Consider the following 2339-nt stretch of genomic DNA (forward strand, 5'->3'; position numbering starts at 1 on the left):
TGGGGGCGCAGGCGAGCGCCGGCGCCGCCCGTTCGACGCTGGCCCGCCGCACCTCGGCGGTCAAGACGTTCACCGCGTGGGCGGTGCGGCGCGGCCTGCTGGCCGACGATCCGGCGATTCGCCTGCAGGTTCCCAAGGCACGTCGCACCCTTCCCGCGGTGCTGCGGCAGGACCAGGCCCGTGACGCCATGGAGGCCGCGAAATCCGGTGCCGAACAAGGGGATCCGCTCGCATTGCGGGACCGGCTCATCGTGGAGATGCTCTACGCGACCGGCATCCGCGTCAGTGAACTGTGCGGACTGGACGTCGACGACGTCGACATGTCCCGGCGGCTGCTGCGGGTGCTCGGCAAGGGCAACAAACAGCGGACCGTGCCGTACGGCGAACCAGCGCACGCGGCGCTGACCGCATGGCTGACCGACGGCCGGCCCCAGCTGGCCGCCGCGGCCTCCGGACCCGCACTGCTGCTCGGCGCCCGCGGCGGCCGGCTCGATCCGAGGCAGGCGCGCACCGTGGTGCACCAGACCATGTCCGCGGTGACCGGGGCACCCGACATCGGGCCGCACGGGCTGCGGCACAGCGCCGCCACCCACCTGCTTGAAGGCGGCGCCGACCTGCGGGTCGTGCAGGAACTGCTGGGGCACTCGACGCTGGCCACCACGCAGCTCTACACCCACGTCTCGGTGGCGCGGCTGCGTGCGGTGCACGACCAGGCGCACCCGCGCGCCTGACGTCAGCGCACCGGCTTGAGCCGTATCGGCGTGGTCACCACCAATCCCAGCGGATCGACGTAGTCGGCGCGCGCCGCCGGCCCCCACATCGCGCCCCAGTGCAGGCACGCCGGCGCCGCGCATCCCGGATGACCCGCGACCAGCTCACCGAGCACCGTCCCGGCGGCGATCACCTGACCGCGCCACACGGTGGCACGCACCGGCTCATAGCTCGTGCGCAGACCGCCCGGATGCGCGATCGACACCACCGGCCGGCCGGCGAGCTCGCCGGCGAACACGACCGTGCCCGCAGCGGCGGCATACACCGGCTGACGATCGGCGCCGGCCAGGTCGACACCGCGGTGCCCGCGCTGCCAGTTCGGGGACGGGGCGTCGAACTCACGGACCACCGCCGGGCGGGGCTGCAGCGGCCACCCCAACGGGACGTCGTCGGCCGCCGCGGCCGGGGCGCAGAGCACCGCGACGGTCACCGCGGTGGCCAGGATTCGCATCGTCCCAGTTCAGCGCACTGCGGCTGGCCGGCGGAAGAACGACTTCGTACGCTTGGGGATGGTTCCCTCGGTGGTAAAAGCACCTGCTCCGAGCGTGTAAACTGCTATCCGCAGCTCGTCTTTGCGGGCTGACTTCGCGCGTCTGCGGCACGAGCTCAGCAGCTCGTCACCTGTATGCCGGGCGGTCCTGTTCCGGGGTTCTCCCCGAAGCGGGTCCGGCATCGAAGCAGTCGCCAGGGTCCGGATCACCCGATACCGGACGACAACCGACAACTGAAGGTAAGACACGATCATGGCTGTTGTAACCATGAAGCAGCTGCTCGACAGCGGCGCACACTTCGGGCACCAGACCCGTCGCTGGAACCCCAAGATGAAGCGGTTCATCTTCACCGACCGCAACGGCATCTACATCATCGACCTGCAGCAGACGCTGACCTACATCGACAAGGCGTACGAGTTCGTCAAGGAGACGGTCGCGCACGGCGGTTCGATCATGTTCGTCGGCACCAAGAAGCAGGCGCAGGAATCCATCGCCGAGGAGGCGACCCGCGTCGGCATGCCGTACGTGAACCAGCGCTGGCTGGGCGGCATGCTCACGAACTTCTCCACCGTGCACAAGCGCCTGCAGCGCCTCAAGGAGCTTGAGGCCATGGAGCAGACCGGTGGGTTCGAGGGCCGCACCAAGAAGGAAATCCTGATGCTGACCCGCGAGAAGAACAAGCTCGAGCGGTCCCTCGGTGGTATCCGCGACATGCAGAAGGTGCCCAGCGCCGTGTGGGTCGTCGACACCAACAAGGAGCACATCGCCGTCGGCGAGGCCCGCAAGCTCGGCATCCCGGTCATCGCGATCCTCGACACCAACTGCGATCCGGATCTGGTCGACTACCCGATCCCGGGCAACGACGACGCCATCCGCTCGGCTGCGCTGCTGACCAAGGTGATCGCGTCCGCGGTCGCCGAGGGCCTGCAGGCCCGTGCCGGCGCCGGCTCCGACAAGCAGGCGGCCGAGGCCGATTTCCGGTGGGAGCCCGCCGAGGTGTGCTGGACCGTCCGGCAGGACGCGACCGGGCGGTGGCGTGCGGACTTCGCCGAGGTGGAGCCCGACCCGGTGCCCGTG

General features: G+C 70.0%; 3 protein-coding genes. 2 read left to right on the forward strand and 1 reads right to left on the reverse strand.

Annotated elements, in window-relative coordinates:
• Window positions 1-731: tyrosine recombinase XerC (locus ASJ79_RS22825; protein ID WP_067960282.1), on the forward strand; the 731-nt coding region annotated here is incomplete at its 5' end.
• Between the two features lie 2 nt (window positions 732-733).
• On the opposite strand, the gene ASJ79_RS22830 is transcribed toward ASJ79_RS22825, so the two are convergent.
• A complete protein-coding gene (locus ASJ79_RS22830) occupies window positions 734-1222 on the reverse strand; it encodes a M23 family metallopeptidase (protein WP_067960285.1) in 489 nt (162 codons plus the stop codon).
• A 292-nt stretch (window positions 1223-1514) separates the two neighbouring features.
• Between ASJ79_RS22830 and rpsB the strand changes: the two genes are divergently transcribed.
• Window positions 1515-2339 (forward strand): 30S ribosomal protein S2 (gene rpsB / locus ASJ79_RS22835; protein ID WP_067960287.1); only part of this gene is annotated, 825 nt, incomplete at its 3' end.

This window comes from Mycobacterium sp. NAZ190054 (assembly GCF_001545925.1).
Lineage (GTDB): Bacteria > Actinomycetota > Actinomycetes > Mycobacteriales > Mycobacteriaceae > Mycobacterium.